A 15,577-nucleotide genomic window follows, 5' to 3' on the forward strand; every position below is an offset into this window, starting at 1 on the left:
ATCAAAACTCTTGCGTTGCTTCCTCTAGTATGGCCGGCATATTGAAGAATGCCCGCGCGCAGGCGGTGGTCTGTGCAGCCAGCGCCTGTTCAGACTGACCTCTGTGCAAGGCGACTTCGCGCAGTACCTCGCCAAGGAAGGCAGGTTCGTTGCGCCCACTCTTGGGTTTCGGTCGCAAGCTGCGTGGCAACAGGAAGGGCGCGTCGGTTTCCAGCATCAGGCGATCGCCGGGAATGTCCTTGAGCAGCGGGTGCAGGTGCGTGCCGCGGCGCTCATCGCAAACCCAGCCGGTGATGCCGATATGCAGGTCGAGATCAAGGTAGGCATACAGTGCGCTGCGTTCGCCGGTAAAGCAGTGCACCACGGCCGCCGGCAGTTGATCGCGAAAGTCACGGAGAATCTCCAGCATGCGTTGGCTGGCGGAGCGCTCGTGGAGGAACACCGGCATGTTCAGCTCGACCGCCAGTACCAACTGCTGCTCCAGGGCTTTTTCCTGAGCGGGGCGCGGTGAGAAGTCGCGGTCGAAATCCAGGCCGCATTCGCCGAGGGCACGCACCGCCGGCTCGGCCAGCAATGCCTTGAGTGCTGCGCTGCTGGCGTTGTTCCAGGAACTGGCATCGTGCGGATGAACCCCTGCGGTGCTGAACAGGCGCTCGCCGCTGGCATCCAGCTGTCGGCAAAGTGCGAGGCTGGCTTCGCTTTCGGTCAGACTGGTGCCGGTCAGCACCATCTGACACACACCAGCGGCATAGGCGCGTTCGAGCAGGGCTTCGGCTTGCGAGGCGAGGCTGGGGTGAGTGAGATTGACGGCGATATCGATGAGTTGCATGGTGCCACCTGCTGTGAGCGAAAGGGCAGAATAGCAGCTTCCATCCGTTCGTCAGAAAGTCGATTTAAAACAATAAGTTGGTCTCTGTTTTTTAAGGTTGATGCAAGGTTATGGGGTGGCGCTGCAACGCTTGGCTGTGCCACTCTCCGCGCCCCGTGCCCGTCATGGGAACGTGTTTGACGGGTTTGCAGCCAGTTGTCGTCTGTCGCGCATCGGCGAAGAACAGGCTATGAACCCCGCGAGGCTTCGGCGGCTTGCCGCCATTCCTGGAGAATCGATGTCGCGATTGCTGCTGATCCTGTGCCTGTTGGCCATGCTGCCGCTGCCGGTCAGCGCGCGCCTGGCCGGTCCGCCTGAGGTTGCAGGCCAGACGCGCAGTGCCCGGGACTTGCCGGCCATTCGCAGCAGCGGAGAGTTGCGTGTACTGGTCAATCAAAGCCGCAACAGCTCGGGCTCGGTCAAAGGGCAAAGTATCGGTGTCGAATACCACCGTTTACGTGCCTTCGAGCAGTACCTCAACCGCAATTCCCGCGACGGGCGTAGCCTGACGCTGAAGATCATTCCCAAGGCCAAGGATCAGTTGCTCGGTGCTCTACAGCGCGGTGAGGGCGATCTGGTCGCGCCAGGCGAACTGCTCAACGTGCGCACCGGGCACGATGTCAGTGCCAGTACGGCGATTCGTAGCGATGTCCCCCTGGTGCTGGTATCGAAGCAGGGCAACAGGCACTACCGCAGCCTCGAGCAACTGGCCGGACGCAGCCTCTCGTTACCGGCAGGAAGCGCTGTTGGCGAAGCGCTGCGACTGATCAACCAGCAACTGGCTGACCGCAAGTTGCCTCCCATCGTCGTCGAGTGGGTCGATCCGACCCTGGCGGTCGAGGATGTGCTGGAAATGGTGCAGGCCGGTATCTTCGAGCGTACCGCGGTAGAGCTGCCGATTGCCGAGCGCTGGGCCAAGGTGATGCCCAAACTACGGGTCGACAAGCACCTGGTACTGGCACGCGATGGCGACATGAAATGGTTCGTGCGTCCCGATGCGCCCATGTTGCGGGCCAGCATCGACCGTTTCTTCGGCGGTTACCAGAGCCCGGCCGATCAGGACGCTGCCTTTCAGCGCGTCTACCGGCGCCTGTACAAGGTTCACTCGCCACTGGGCCGCGCCGAACGTCAGCGTCTGGAAAAGGTGCGCTCGGTGTTGCAGCAGCACGCCCGTCAGCAGGACTTCGACTGGCTGCTACTGGCTGCCTTGGCGTTCAAGGAGTCGACGCTCAACCCTGCGGCCCGTGGTACCAACGGTGCCACGGGCTTGATGCAGATTACCCCGGCAGCCGCGCGTAGCGTGGGTGTGAGCAATATCCAGAACGTCGACGGCAACGTTCAGGCCAGCAGCAAGTACCTGGCGATGATTCGCCGCAATTTCTTCAATAGTCCGCAGCTCAACGAGCGTGAGCGCATGGCATTCGTGCTGGCGGGCTATAACCTGGGCCCGCAACGGGTTCAGAGTCTGCGTGCGGAGGCGCGCCGGCGAGGCCTCAACCCCAACCAGTGGTTCTTCCAGGTCGAACGTGTGGCCATGGAGCAGATGGGGATGGGCGTGGTGAGCTATGTGAACGCGGTTAATAAGTACTACCTTGCTTATGACCGTGAGCGCTATCTGTTGGAGCCGCAAGGACAGCGCGTGACGGCCAATTAATTATCTGATTATTCGATTCTTATGAGCGGTTTTTTGCTATTTTTTAATCGAATAAATTGGATATTCTGTGCGCCATCAACTCCCACACACCAAAGGAAGCCTTGCAAATGAACAACCTGATCAAGAGCATTACCGCTAGCCAAGCCGGTTTCGGCATTACCGTTCTGCGCATCATCGCCGGTATCACCTTCGCCGCCCATGGCTCGCAGAAGCTGTTCGGCTGGTTCGGTGGTTATGGTCTGGCAGGGGTTGCCCAGTGGATGGAAAGCATCGGTCTGGCGCCGGGCTACCTGATGGCACTGATGGCCGGTAGCGCCGAGTTCTTTGGCGGTGTGGCGCTGATCATCGGTCTGCTGGTGCGCCCGGCCGCGGCGGTGCTGGCTGTGACCATGCTGGTGGCCATCTTCACCGTGCACCTGGCCAATGGTTTCTTCATGAGCAACAACGGCTACGAATTCGCCCTGGCACTGCTGGCCATCAGCATCGCCCTGGTGTTCGAAGGCGCCGGCAAGCTGTCGGTCGATAGCAAGCTCGCCCGCTGATCCAGCTTCAGTGAAAACGACAAGGCCCGCATTTGCGGGCCTTGTTGCATTTACAGCCTCTCACTCACGCCGCTTGCTCGGCCTTCTTCTCCTGAGCGGCAACCTGCTGGGCCAGCTCGATCATCTGTTCGCGCATCCAGCGATTGGCCGGATCCTGATCCGTGCTCTCGTGCCAGTACAGATGGGTTTCCAGTGCCGGCACGTCACCGACTGGCAGCGTCACATGGTGCAGGTTATGGCGACGGGCGAAACGCTCCGGCACGGTCATCACCATATCGGTTTGCAGCATCACGCTGCTGGCCATCAGGTAGTGCTGCGAGCGCAGGGCGATCTTGCGCTGAATGCCCATCTTGCCCAGCGCCAGATCTACGTAGCCGAGGCCGCTACGACGGCTGGAGATATGGATGTGGGTCAGCGACAGGTATTCGTCGAGGCTGATCTTTTCCTTGGCCAGTGGGTGGCCGGGGCGCATGGCGCAAACGTAGCGATCATCCAGCAACTTGACGTGGCGTACCTGCGGGTCGGTGTTCAGCGGTGCATCGACGGCGAAATCCAGGCGGCCGGCGGCCAGTTCCTTGGTGGTTTCGCGACGTTTGGCCAGGAAGCTCTCGATGCACACGTTCGGTGCCTGACGGCGCAGGCGCTGAAAAAGCGGCGGTAGAAGAATCTGCTCGGAGAGGTCGGTCATGCTGATGCGGTAGGTCTTGTTCGCCTGCTGCGGGTTGAAGGTACGGCTTTCCTGCACCGACACGCGCAGCAACTGCAAGGCGTTGCGCACCGGGCCGATGATGTTCTGCGCCATGGGCGTCGGCACCATGCCCTGGGCGGTGCGCACGAACAGAGGATCGTTGAAGGTTTCGCGCAGGCGGGCGAGGGCGTTGGAAACGGCTGGCTGGGTAATGCCGACGATCTGTCCGGCACGGGTCAGATTGGCCTCGGTGTAGATAGCGTCGAAGACGATGAAGAGGTTGAGATCCACCTTGGTCAGGTTCATGCCGGCAGTGCTCCAGGGGCGTCGATATCAGTCGATCATATATCGGTTATGAATGTTCATACACGCTGAAAATAGGTTCGATAAATCTTAAGCGCTGTTCTAGCATCATTTCCACAACCTCACACCCTCTTGTTACACACAGCCCCGTCAGAAGGTAGCCCGATGAATTTCGCTTATTCCCCCAAGGTTCAAGAGCTGCGCGAGCGCGTCACGGCATTCATGGAAGCGCACGTCTACCCGGCTGAAGCGGTATTCGAGCAGCAGGTAGCCGAAGGTGATCGCTGGCAGCCGACGGCGATCATGGAAGAGCTGAAGAACAAGGCCAAGGCCGAAGGCCTGTGGAACCTTTTCCTGCCCGAGTCGGACTATGGCGCTGGTCTGACCAATACCGAATACGCACCGCTGGCCGAGATCATGGGCCGCTCCTTGATCGGTCCGGAGCCGTTCAATTGCGCCGCGCCTGATACCGGCAACATGGAAGTGCTGGTGCGCTATGGCAACGAGGCGCAGAAGCAGCAGTGGCTGGAGCCGCTGCTGTCTGGCGAGATCCGCTCTGCGTTCGCCATGACCGAGCCGGGAGTCGCCTCGTCCGATGCCACCAACATGCAGGCCAACGCCCGCCGTGAAGGTGACGAGTGGGTGATCAATGGCCGCAAATGGTGGACATCCGGTGCCTGCGATCCGCGCTGCAAGGTGATGATCTTCATGGGCCTGACCAACCCGGATGCGCCGCGTCACCAGCAGCATTCGATGATCCTGGTGCCGATGGATGCGCCGGGTGTCACCGTGCTGCGTCCGCTGCCGGTATTCGGTTATGACGATGCACCGCACGGACACGCCGAAGTGCTGTTCGAGAACGTACGCGTGCCGTACGAGAGTGTGCTGCTGGGCGAGGGGCGTGGTTTCGAGATCGCCCAGGGCCGCCTCGGCCCAGGCCGTATCCATCACTGCATGCGTTCGATCGGAATGGCTGAGCGAGCTCTGGAACTGATGTGCAAGCGCGCCGTGAGCCGTACAGCCTTCGGCAAACCGCTGGCACGCCTGGGCGGCAACATCGACCATATCGCCGACTCGCGTATGGAGATCAACCAGGCACGCCTGTTGACCCTCAATGCGGCCTACATGATGGATACCGTGGGCAACAAGATCGCTGCCAGCGAAATCGCCCAGATCAAGGTGGTCGCACCCAACGTCGCACTCAAGGTGATCGACCGGGCAATCCAGATGCACGGTGGTGCCGGGGTCTCCAACGACTTCCCATTGGCCTACTGGTACGCCATGCAGCGCACCCTGCGTCTAGCCGACGGCCCGGACGAAGTGCACCGCGCAGCCATCGGCAAGTACGAGATCGGCAAGTACGTGCCGCGTGATGTGATGAAAGCCAGCCGCTGATGGCAACTGGCAGAAAAACCAAGGCCCGCATATGCGGGCCTTGGTTTTTCCAGGTGGAGCTTGCTGCGCCTGAGTCGGTTAATGCGGCGCAGCCTGCGGCTACCTGCCTTCTGTCAGCCAACTCAGCCGTGCATGCAGCTGGGCGGCGAAGGTGCGGGCGGCCTGCTCCTCGCGGAAGGTCAGAGCACGACGCCCGACGCGCACTTGCCAAAGTTTCTGGCCTTGTCGCTCGATGAGCTCTATGCGCACGTCGGGCATCGCGTCTCCTTGCTAGGCCTGTTTCTGGTCGCGGGTCTTGATCAGCGACAGGATCACGCCGCCAGCGAGCAGGCCGATCGTCACGGCCAGCGACAGCAGGGCTGGAACCTTGACCAGGTCGTGCAGGAAGATCTTGCCACCGATGTACATCAGCACCAGTGCCAGGGCGTACTTCAGGTAGATGAAGCGGTGCATCAGTGCCGCCAGGGCGAAGTACAGGGCGCGCAGGCCGAGAATGGCGAAGATGTTCGAGGTATAGACGATGAACGGATCCTGGGAGATGGCCAGTACCGCCGGCACGCTGTCGACGGCGAACACCAGGTCGGCCAGCTCGATCAACACCAGCGCCAGCAGCAGCGGGGTGGCATAAAGCAGTGGCTTGCCGCTGACCTTGTCCTTGATGCGCACGAGAAAACGCCCCTCGTGCATGTCGTCGGTGACGCGGATATGCCGCCGCACGAAGCGAATCATCGGGTTCTGCGCCAGATCCGGGTGCGATTCCTCATCGCCACTGCGCAGCATCTTGATGCCGCTGAACAGCAGGAAGGCGCCGAAGATGTACAGAATCCACTCGAATTCCTGCACCAGGGCCGTTCCCAGACCGATCATGATGGCGCGCAGGACGATGACCCCGAGAATGCCCCAGAACAGCACGCGGTGCTGGTATTTGCGCGGGATATTGAAGTAACCGAGGATCATCGCCATGACGAACACGTTGTCCATCGACAGCGACTGTTCGACGAGAAATCCCGTGTAGTACTCCATGGCCTTGGTGGCGCCGAGCTGCCACCAGATCCAGCCGCCGAAGGCCACGCCCACGCTGAAATAGCCGCTGTACAGCAGCAGGCTTTCGCGCATCTCGATCTCGTGCTGATCGCGATGCAGGACGCCAAGATCCAGGATCAGCAGGGTGAGGATGAGTACCAGAAAGGCTAGCCAGAACCAGCCGGGTGTACCGAAGTACGAAGTGGTGAAAAAGGCAAGTAGAGCGTCCATGAGCCCTCCCTTATGTCTGCCTGAGTTGATATTCGACTCAGTGACTCCGACATCACGGTGAGAGACTCACCGCCAGAGGGGCCCGGCGTCACGCGGTGCAAAGGCTAACGCCGCTTTGTCATTCTGCCAAGCCCCACCGATGTGACGGCGCGCCACAGCGGCAGGTTCAGTAAACCCAGACCTCCACGCGGCGATTGCGAATGCGACCGTTGTCTTCACTGTTGGCGGCGACCGGCAGCTCGTCACCGAGGCCGGTGACCTCGCGTGGCAATACGCCTTGCTTGGCCAGCTCGCGGCGTACGGCCATGGCGCGTAACTTCGACAGAAGCTCGGCGCGCTGCGGGTCGTTCTTCGGATCGCCGAACCCGACCAGCACTACCTTGCCTTGCAGCTTGTCATGCTGCCGGAGGTAGTCCAGTACACGACCCAGATCGCGATGGGCCTTGTTGTCCAGCGTTGCGCTGCCCTCCTGGAAGCGGAAATTCACCGACAATCTTTGCGCCTGCTCGGCCAGCTGGCGGTAATCGGCTGGCATCTTCGCGTCGGCGGTGACCCGCACCGCTTGCACGGTCTGGGCGATGAAACCGCTACGCTCGACGATAGCCTGGCCGCGTGGGCTGTGGGCGAAGTCGATCAGCGCGCGGGCCCAGGGGTTGTCCAACTGCGGCTGGTTGTACAGAAACAGGCGCCGCGACAGCGGGTAATCCTCGGTCGCGATCAGTGTGGTACTGGGAGGCATTGGCTGCGAATCGCCTGCGGCGATGGCCACGGCTTTTGCCTGACGCACATAGGGCAGACCGATGAAGCCGATGCCGTTCGGGTCGCTACTGACGGCATCGGAAAGCTGGGTGCTGGACTCGAAGCGCTGGGCCGTTGCCGCCAGGGCGCGGCCAGAGGGGGCCAGTACCAGTTCCTTGAAGGTGTCGTAGGTGCCGGAATTGTCATCGCGCGCATACAGGCGAACCGCGCCGGGCTTGCCGCCGAGTGCCGACCAGTCATTGACCTCCCCGGAGAACAGCTGGGCGACCTGCACCACGCTCAGCGCCGCGATGGGATTGCTGGGGTGCAGGATGATCGCCAGGCCATCGATGGCGATGATCTGTTCGGCCTGCGAGCTGCGCATGTCGCCGAGAGCCTTGAGGCTGGCGACTTCGCCATCCTTGATCGGACGCGAGGAGGCGGCGAGTTCGGCAGTGCCATCCTTGAGCGAGGTAAATCCCGTACCTGAGCCGTGCGCCGCGACCTCGATCATCACCAGGCGACCGCCGGCCTGGCGCGCGAGCACGCGTTGTTCGTTATCGCGGCTGCCAGCCTGGATCAGGATGTCATGCAGGCCCTGAGCTTCGAACAGCCCTTTGACCAGTTCCGGGCCAAGTTTGGCGCCGATGGTGTTGGAGCCCTGGATGCGCAGCACCGGTTGGCCGTTCTGCGAAGCGGGCAGGGCGGCGAGCACCGACAGAGGCAGGGCGTAGCAGATGAAGCCCAGAAGCAGCAGGGACAGGGTGCGACTCCAAAGGTCGCGGTCGACAGCGGACGAAGCGCGCGGCATGCGGCAGGCACCTTCTGATGGGTGAGGGAAAGTGCCGCGCAGATTAAGTCAGTCAGGTTGCAGGGATATGACGAGGCGCGTGGCCTGCACGCGCTTGGTCGTCAGGCCAGTTCCAGCCAGATCGGGGCATGATCCGAGGGCTTGTCCATGCCGCGCAGGTCATAGTCGATGCCGGCATCCTTGAGGCGTGCCTGCAGCGGCTGGCTGGCGAGAATCACGTCGATGCGCAGGCCACGCTTGGGCTCGTCCTCGAAGCCGCGGCTGCGGTAATCGAACCAACTGAAACGGTCATTCACCTCGGGGTGCAGGTGGCGGAAGCTGTCGACCAGGCCCCAGCTCTTCAAGGTCGCCAACCACTCGCGTTCTTCCGGCAGGAAGCTGCACTTGCCGGTTTTCAGCCAGCGCAGGCGATTGGGCTCGCCGATACCGATGTCGCAGTCCTCGGGGCTGATGTTGATGTCGCCCATCACCACCAGAGCTTGCTGCGGGTCGAAGCGTTCCACCAGCAGTTGTTGCAGGTCGGCATAGAAGCGTTGCTTGGCCGGGAACTTCACCGGGTGGTCACGGCTTTCACCTTGAGGGAAATAGCCATTCATCACGGTGACCGGATTGCCGTGTGCGTCGGCGAAGGTGCCGTAGATGAAGCGGCGCTGGGCGTCTTCTGCATCGCCGGGAAAGCCCTTGTGCAGGCTCAGCGGCTCCTGGCGCGAGAGCAGGGCGACGCCGTAGTGACCTTTCTGGCCGTGGTAGTGCACGTGATAGCCGAGCTGGCGGATTTCCGCTTCCGGAAACTGCTCATCGGCCACCTTGGTTTCCTGCAGGCCGATCAAGTCCGGCTGGTGCTTTTCGATCAGAGCTTGCAATTGATGGGGGCGGGCGCGCAGGCCATTGATATTGAACGAGACGATTTTCATGGGCGGCGGATTCTGGGACAAAAGGGGATGCTAGCCGATCCATCGCGCCGGCGACCAGCGCCTGGCAGGCAGAAGGCAGCGGTGCTAAGTTGCCTGTAACGCTGTATGGCGCGACGCGCAGCAGACTCTGAACAAATTCTGAAAACGATAACAACAGAGGTTCGCCATGCCCCACAACGCTCCTGCCGAAATCCGCATGCTCGACGGTGGTTACGCCCGCGAGGTACGGTCGCTGCTCTATCACGCTTACCGCCATGAACCGACTTTCGCCTACCTGTTCGAGGCCGAGCGTGCCGGGTTCGACCAGCGCGTACGGGCGACGATCCGTGAGTTGGTGCAGCGGCATTTCGACGAGGATCTGCCGGCCATCGGGCTGCTGATCGATGACCGCCTGATCGGCGCCGCCTTGATCGCGCCGCCGCAGCGCCGGCTGGACATCACCGAGAGCTGGAGTTGGCGCCTGCGTATGCTGCTGAGTACCGGCTTTCGTTGCACCAAGCGCTATCTCGAATACCACGATGCCGTGCTCGCCTGCCTGCCGCCCGGCCCTTATCACGTGCTGCCCTTGCTGGGCATTCATCCCGAATTCCAGGGCCAGCATCGCGGCGAGCAGTTGCTCGAGGCCCTGCACGATTGGTGCGCCGAGGACTCCGGCTCGCAAGGCGTGGTGCTGGATACCGGCAACTCGCGCTATTTGGAGTTCTACCGGCGCCAGGGTTACGAGGAGGTCGGCGAGTTGGCCATCGGCCCGGTGGTGGAGCACGTGTTTTTCCATCCCAATCCGCAGCCTGTGGTGCGCGCCAGCGCCTGAACCCCGGCTGTCTGCACATGGCGCGAAGCTTCTAGCGCGCGCTCCGCTCCGTGGTAGCATCCCCGGCCATGAGTGCATATGGACATTTGCAGCGCAGCCTTGCACTGCTGCTGATCAGTACTGGCGCCCTTGCCGCAGGCGAGTTGGACGTGCGAGTCACCCCGAGCAATTCGGCGCTTAAGGCCAATATCGAAGGCTATATCGGCAACCTCGATGGTCGTGATGCGCAGGCACTACGCCGTCTGCGCCGTATTGCCGAAAGCGAGGCGGACAAGGCTGCGCAGGCGCTGGGGTATTACCAGGCGCGTATCCGCAGTCGCATCGAAGCAGGGGAAACACCGCGCCTGGTGCTCGAAGTCGAGCCTGGCGAGCGCGTGCGTCTGCGCAATGTGAACATCCGCATCGAAGGGCCGGCCATTGAGCTGTCGGCCTTCCGTGTGCCCAATGCCAGCCGCCTGCAACCGGGCTCGGTGCTCAATCATGGGCGTTACGAGGATGCCAAGCGACTGATCCAGAACCAGGCGTCGCGTTATGGCTTCTTCGATGGGCGTTTTTCCCTGCAGAGCCTGGCGATCGACCCGGCCGCAGGCGTGGCCGATATCGACCTGGTATTCGTCAGTGGGCCGCGTTACAGCCTCGGTGATATCGCGTTCAGCGGCGATTTCCCCTTCGATGAGGATCTGCTGCGGCGCATGGTGCCGTTCAAGGCCGATACACCCTATGACTCCGAGCTGATCGCCGAGCTGTACCAGGCCTTGCAGTCCAGTGGCTATTTCGAGTCGGTGCGGGTCGATGCCATTCCTACCCAGGCCGACCAGTTGCGCATTCCCGTTGCAGTCACGCTGCAGACCCGCGAACCGCGCACCATGGGGCTGGGCCTAGGTTTTTCCACCGACGTCGGGCCACGTCTGCGTGCCAACTGGACGCGCCACTGGCGTAACCCACAGGGCCACAGTTACGGCGTGGAAACCGAGCTATCGGCGCCACGGCAGAACGTCGGCCTGTGGTACGACATTCCTGGTGATCCGCCTCTTACCGATAAACTGCGTCTGGCTGGAGGCTATCAGTACGAAGAACTGGCCAGCAAGGACAGCCTCAGCCGGCTGCTTACTGTCGGTCCGGAGTGGCATAGCCAGCGTGCTGGCGGCTGGCAGCGGGTGCTGTCGGTCAAGTGGCAGCGTGAGGAATATCGCCTGGGCGACGACTCCGGGCTCAGCACCTTGTTGATGCCTGGCGTCAGCTATTCGTTGTTGCGCAGCGATAACCGCCTTGATCCGAACGAAGGTTATCGACTGCAGTTCGATCTGGCGGGTGCGGTGGATGGCGTGCTGTCCGATGCCAACGTGCTGCACGGCAATGTCATGCTCAAGGGCCTGACCACCTTTTTCAGCAACCATCGCGTCCTCGGCCGGGTGCAGTTTGGTGGCACCGAGACCAATGGTTTCTCCTCCGTACCACCTTCTCTGCGCTTCTTCGCCGGCGGTGACCAGAGCGTGCGTGGCTATGACTATCAGAGCCTGTCGCCGGAGAACAACCGCGGCGACAAGATCGGTGGCCGTTACCTGTTGGCTGCCAGTGCCGAGTACCAGTACAGCCTGACCGATAAATGGCGTCTGGCGACCTTCATCGATCAGGGCAACTCATTCAACTCGCTGGATTTCCCCACCTTGAAAACCGGTGTCGGCTTCGGCGTGCGCTGGGTTTCGCCGGTCGGTCCGTTGCGTCTGGATCTGGCCCATGCGCTGGACGACGACGGTGGTGTACGCCTGCACTTCTCCATGGGGCCGGAGCTATGACGCGGCGTCTGCTGAAAAGGTTGGCCATCGCCCTGCTGAGCCTGGTGCTGCTGATCGGCGCTGTGCTGTGGATTGTGCTGGGTACCCAGGGCGGCAGCCGGTGGCTACTGGCTCAGGTTCCGGGCTTGCAGGTCGACAATTTCAATGGCCGCCTCGCTGGCGCCTGGCAGGCCGATGCGTTGCTCTGGCAGCAGGACGAAACGCGCATAGAGCTGCAACAACTCGACATGGCCTGGTCACCCTCGTGCCTGCTGCGCCTGACGTTGTGCCTGGATCGCCTGCATCTGCAGCAGGTGGCCGTGACCCTGCCCGAAAGTGGGGAGTCCAGCGCAGAGCCGTTGAGTCTGCCGAACCTGAAACTGCCGCTGCGTCTGCAGTTGGGCGATATTCAACTGGGCGAACTGCGCCTGGATGGCCAGACACAGCTAAGCGATCTCGAACTGGTCGCCAGTTGGAACGAGCAGGGTGTGCAACTGCAGCGCCTGGCCTTGCAGCGCGATGACCTGAGCCTGGATGTCAGCGGCCAGCTGACGCCGCAAGGCGATTGGCCGCTGGCCCTGAGTGGCCGCCTGCAACTGCCGGAAGTCGACGGCAAGGCCTGGCAGGTGGCGCTGCAGGTCGGTGGGGAGTTGCAGCGCAGCCTCAGGCTCGAAGCTGATAGCAGCGGCTATCTCGATGCCCGCCTAGAAGGGCAGGTGCAGGCGCTGGCCGAGCATCTGCCAGCCGAGCTGCGTCTGACCAGCCGGCGTTTCCAGGCCAGCAGCGCCTTGCCGCAGACGCTGGATCTGCAGGACCTGACAGTGCAGGCCAAGGGCGACCTGGCCACTGGCTATCGCCTTGAAGGCACCGCCAGCCTGCCAGCCGAACAGGCCCCGATGCCGTTGACGCTGCGCGGGCGCGTGGACGCCAAAGGCGCTGATATCGAATTGCTGCGTATCGAGGCCGAGGAGCGGCAGTATCTGCAACTGACCGGCGCACTTGGCTGGAGCGAAGCGTTGCAGGCCGATGCGAAACTGGACTGGCTGGCGTTTCCCTGGCAGCGCCTCTATCCACTGGAGGCGCCGCCACCCGTGGCCTTGCAACAGTTGCAGGCGGAGGTCAGCTACAGCAGCGGTAACTACCTGGGCAATTTCGCCGCCCAGTTGCAGGGGCCTGCGGGGGATTTCAGCCTGAGCAGCCCGATCAGCGGTGATCTGGGCCAGGTGAACCTGCCGCAGCTGCAACTAGTCGCGGGCCAGGGGCGCGCCGAGGGTGTGGTCAAACTGGGTTTTGCCGACGGCATCGACTGGCAGGCCATGTTGCAGCTCAGCGAACTCGACCCTGGATACTGGCTGGCGGAGATGCCCGGTAACCTCGGCGGGCCGCTGAATACCTCGGGCCGTTTCGATGACGGTGCGTTACAGGCGCAGGCCGACATCGACCTGAACGGGCGCCTGCGCGGTCAGCCCGCGCAGCTGCAAGTGCAGGGCACTGGCGCTGGTGAGCAGTGGCAACTGGCGCGTCTGCTGGTGCGCCTGGGCGACAATCGGATCAGTGGCCAGGGTGCGCTCGATCAGCGCTTGCGTGGCCAACTGGAACTGGCGCTGCCGCGCCTGGGGCAGCTCTGGCCCGGCTTGCAGGGGCAGATGCAGGGCCAGCTTTCTCTGGCCGGCACACTGCAGGCACCGCAGGGGCAACTGGCGCTCAGCGGCGAACGCCTGGCGTTCGGCGATCCCAGTCTGCGCAGGTTGCAACTCGACGCGACACTCGATGCCCGGCAACAGGCCCGAATCGGCCTGAATCTGCGCGGTATCCGCGTGGGCGACACCTACCTGGGCCGTCTGCAGGCCGATGGCAGTGGTGACCTGCGCCGGCAGGCACTGGAGCTGAGTCTGCAAGGGCCATTGTTGCAATTGGCGTTGGCGGTCGATGGCACGCTCAGCGAGCAGGGCGACTGGCGCGGGCGCATCGCCAGCGGCCGTATCCAGAGCGGCGGACAGGACTGGCAGTTGCAGCAGGCGGCGAGTCTGGAGCGCCTGGTCAGTGGCCGCATGAACCTGGGCGCGCATTGCTGGCGATCCGGCGAGGCCAGCTTGTGTGGTGCGCAGCAGCGTCTGATGCCCCAGCCGTCTCTGGACTGGCGCCTGGAAAACTTCCCCCTGGCCAGCCTGCAACCCTGGTTGCCTGATGATTTCGCCTGGCAAGGTCGCCTGGACGGCCAGCTCAAGCTCGACCTGCCGGACAGCGGCCCCAATGGACGCATCCTGCTCGATGCCGGGGCAGGCACCTTGCGCATCCGTCAGCCGGACGAGGAGCAGTGGCACGATTTCCCCTACGACAGCCTGCGTCTGGACAGCACCTTGCGACCACAACGGGTGGACAGTGAGCTGCGTTTCGTCAGCGCCGGCATGGGTGAGCTGACGTTGCAGGCGCAGATCGATCCGCGTCCGCAAAACAAACCGGTCAATGGCGAGTTTCGTCTGAGCGGTTTCGATCTGGCCGTGCTGCGTCCGTTCGTGCCGATGGCCGACAAGCTCGAGGGGCGCTTGCAGGGCCGCGGCAATATCGCCGGTCACCTGTTGGCGCCGCAGATCAACGGCCAATTGCGCCTGGAGGACGGCGAGCTGTCAGGCAGCGAATTGCCGGTCAGCCTGGAAGCGCTGCAATTGCAGGCGCTGATCGCCGGTGAGCAGGTGCAGTTGTCGGGCGACTGGCGCAGCGGCGAACAGGGGCGTGGCAACCTAAAGGGCGAGCTGAACTGGAGCGAGGGGCTGGTGGGTGATCTGAGCCTGCAGGGGCAGCGTCTGCCGGTGAAGGTCGAGCCTTATGCCGAGCTTGAGGTGGCGCCAGATCTGCAACTGCAATTGCGTGCCGAGCACCTGGCGGTCAAGGGCAAGGTCGCTGTGCCGCGTGGGCTGATCAGTGTGCGTGAGCTGCCGCCTTCCACGGTAAAACTGTCCAACGATGCGCGTGTGGTCGGACGTGAGGCGCCGCCGACGGAGCAGGGCATGGGCATTGCCATGGATGTCGACGTCGAAGTCGGCCAGGACAAGCTGGCGTTCAGCGGCTTTGGCCTGACTGCAGATTTGCGCGGCCGTATGCATATAGGCGATGACCTCGATACTCGCGGTGAGCTGGATCTGGTCAATGGCCGCTACCGCGCCTACGGCCAACGCCTGACCATCCGCCGGGCGCGCTTGTTGTTCACCGGCCCCATCGACCAACCGTTCCTCGATGTCGAAGCAATTCGCCGGGTCGACAACGTCGTCGCCGGCATTCGTCTTTCCGGCAGCGCCGATCAGCCAACGACCACGGTATTCGCCGAGCCGGCCATGAGCCAGGAACAGGCGCTGTCCTATCTGGTACTCGGCCGTCCGCTGGGGCAGAGCAGTGGTGACAACAACATGCTCGGCCAGGCCGCGCTGGCGCTTGGTCTGGCCGGGAGTTCGTCGTTGACCACCAGCCTGGCCAACAGTCTGGGCATTCAGGATTTTCAGCTCGATACCGAAGGCAGCGGCGTGACCACCAGTGTCGTGGCCAGCGGCAATATCACCGAGCGCTTGAGCTTGCGTTATGGCGTTGGGGTGTTCGAGCCGGCCAATACCATCGCGCTGCGTTACATGCTCAGCCGGCGCCTGTATCTGGAGGCCGCCAGTGGCCTGGCCAGTTCGCTGGATCTGTTCTATCGCCGGGATTTCTGATTATGCGCTATACCCCTACACGGCCTCAGGTGTATCGGCCGCGCTTCTGCGCTAGGCTGGATGCATGGTCGGGCCGTGACCTGCCATTCGATGGGCTCTTCATTTCGGTGAAACCCGTGTCAC

The 15,577-nt window shown here is 62.6% G+C and carries 12 protein-coding genes; 6 read left to right on the forward strand and 6 right to left on the reverse strand.

Annotation, left to right across the window (positions count from 1 at the left end):
* Window position 1: 1 nt before the first annotated feature.
* Complete coding sequence (locus C7A17_RS22845; protein ID WP_106740900.1) at window positions 2-829, reverse strand: TatD family hydrolase; 828 nt, start codon at window positions 827-829, stop codon at window positions 2-4.
* A gap of 277 nt (window positions 830-1,106) precedes the next feature.
* Between C7A17_RS22845 and C7A17_RS22850 the strand changes: the two genes are divergently transcribed.
* Window positions 1,107-2,522 carry an MltF family protein gene (locus C7A17_RS22850; RefSeq protein WP_106740903.1) on the forward strand — a complete coding sequence of 472 codons (1,416 nt, stop codon included), beginning with the start codon at window positions 1,107-1,109 and terminating at the stop codon, window positions 2,520-2,522.
* 107 nt (window positions 2,523-2,629) lie between these two features.
* The gene (locus C7A17_RS22855) at window positions 2,630-3,064 is read left to right on the forward strand and encodes a DoxX family protein (RefSeq protein WP_106740906.1); all 435 of its coding nucleotides are present in this window, start codon (window positions 2,630-2,632) and stop codon (window positions 3,062-3,064) included.
* 64 nt (window positions 3,065-3,128) lie between these two features.
* Here the strand turns inward: C7A17_RS22855 and C7A17_RS22860 are convergent, their stop codons facing one another.
* The gene (locus C7A17_RS22860; RefSeq protein ID WP_106740908.1) at window positions 3,129-4,058 is read right to left on the reverse strand and encodes a LysR family transcriptional regulator; all 930 of its coding nucleotides are present in this window, start codon (window positions 4,056-4,058) and stop codon (window positions 3,129-3,131) included.
* A gap of 162 nt (window positions 4,059-4,220) precedes the next feature.
* Between C7A17_RS22860 and C7A17_RS22865 the strand changes: the two genes are divergently transcribed.
* Entirely contained in the window at window positions 4,221-5,450 is a 1,230-nt protein-coding gene (locus C7A17_RS22865) for an acyl-CoA dehydrogenase (protein ID WP_106740911.1), read from the forward strand.
* Window positions 5,451-5,549: 99 nt separating this feature from the next.
* Here C7A17_RS22865 and C7A17_RS26970 read toward each other — a convergent pair whose 3' ends face one another.
* From C7A17_RS26970 to xthA, 4 genes are all read right to left on the reverse strand, one after another.
* The gene (locus C7A17_RS26970; RefSeq protein WP_199796362.1) at window positions 5,550-5,708 is read right to left on the reverse strand and encodes a hypothetical protein; all 159 of its coding nucleotides are present in this window, start codon (window positions 5,706-5,708) and stop codon (window positions 5,550-5,552) included.
* Window positions 5,709-5,720: 12 nt separating this feature from the next.
* Complete coding sequence (locus C7A17_RS22870; protein WP_106740913.1) at window positions 5,721-6,704, reverse strand: TerC family protein; 984 nt, start codon at window positions 6,702-6,704, stop codon at window positions 5,721-5,723.
* A gap of 166 nt (window positions 6,705-6,870) precedes the next feature.
* Window positions 6,871-8,253 carry a substrate-binding domain-containing protein gene (locus C7A17_RS22875; protein WP_106740916.1) on the reverse strand — a complete coding sequence of 461 codons (1,383 nt, stop codon included), beginning with the start codon at window positions 8,251-8,253 and terminating at the stop codon, window positions 6,871-6,873.
* Window positions 8,254-8,354: 101 nt separating this feature from the next.
* Window positions 8,355-9,167: an exodeoxyribonuclease III gene (xthA, locus tag C7A17_RS22880; RefSeq protein ID WP_106740919.1), complete on the reverse strand. Its 813-nt coding sequence runs from the start codon at window positions 9,165-9,167 to the stop codon at window positions 8,355-8,357.
* A 166-nt stretch (window positions 9,168-9,333) separates the two neighbouring features.
* Between xthA and C7A17_RS22885 the strand changes: the two genes are divergently transcribed.
* From C7A17_RS22885 to C7A17_RS22895, 3 genes are all read left to right on the forward strand, one after another.
* Window positions 9,334-9,978, forward strand: a complete 645-nt coding sequence (locus tag C7A17_RS22885; RefSeq protein ID WP_106740922.1) for a GNAT family N-acetyltransferase — start codon at window positions 9,334-9,336, stop codon at window positions 9,976-9,978.
* Between the two features lie 68 nt (window positions 9,979-10,046).
* The gene (locus C7A17_RS22890) at window positions 10,047-11,774 is read left to right on the forward strand and encodes an autotransporter assembly complex protein TamA (RefSeq protein WP_106740924.1); all 1,728 of its coding nucleotides are present in this window, start codon (window positions 10,047-10,049) and stop codon (window positions 11,772-11,774) included.
* Window positions 11,771-15,454, forward strand: a complete 3,684-nt coding sequence (locus C7A17_RS22895; protein WP_106740927.1) for a translocation/assembly module TamB domain-containing protein — start codon at window positions 11,771-11,773, stop codon at window positions 15,452-15,454. Before C7A17_RS22890 ends, C7A17_RS22895 begins: the two co-directional genes overlap by 4 nt.
* Window positions 15,455-15,577: the final 123 nt, after the last annotated feature.

The organism is Pseudomonas mendocina, assembly GCF_003008615.1.
Taxonomy (GTDB): domain Bacteria; phylum Pseudomonadota; class Gammaproteobacteria; order Pseudomonadales; family Pseudomonadaceae; genus Aquipseudomonas; species Aquipseudomonas mendocina_C.